General features: G+C 56.5%; 1 pseudogene. It reads left to right on the forward strand.

Features of this window, described 5'->3' with window-relative positions:
• Positions 1–306, forward strand: a pseudogene (locus JIG40_RS17505) (transketolase); the annotation flags it as partial.

A 306-nucleotide genomic window follows, 5' to 3' on the forward strand; every position in this document is an offset into this window, starting at 1 on the left:
AGCCGATCCTCGTCCAACACTGATCTGCACCAAAACCATCATCGGTTTCGGCTCGCCAAACAAAGCTGGCTCACACGATTGTCACGGTGCTCCTCTGGGCGCTGACGAAATCCAAGCCGCGCGTGAATTCCTGGGTTGGGGATACGCACCATTTGAAATCCCGGCAGACATCTACGCTGAGTGGGATGCGAAAGAAGCTGGCGCAGCCAAAGAAGCCGCATGGGATGAGAAATTTGCTGCTTACGCAGCCGCTTACCCAGCAGAAGCTGCAGAATACCAACGCCGCGTAGCGGGTGAACTGCCAGC

Origin of the sequence: Vibrio sp. bablab_jr001 (assembly GCF_016464285.1) — a bacterium.
GTDB classification, from domain to species: domain Bacteria; phylum Pseudomonadota; class Gammaproteobacteria; order Enterobacterales; family Vibrionaceae; genus Vibrio; species Vibrio fluvialis.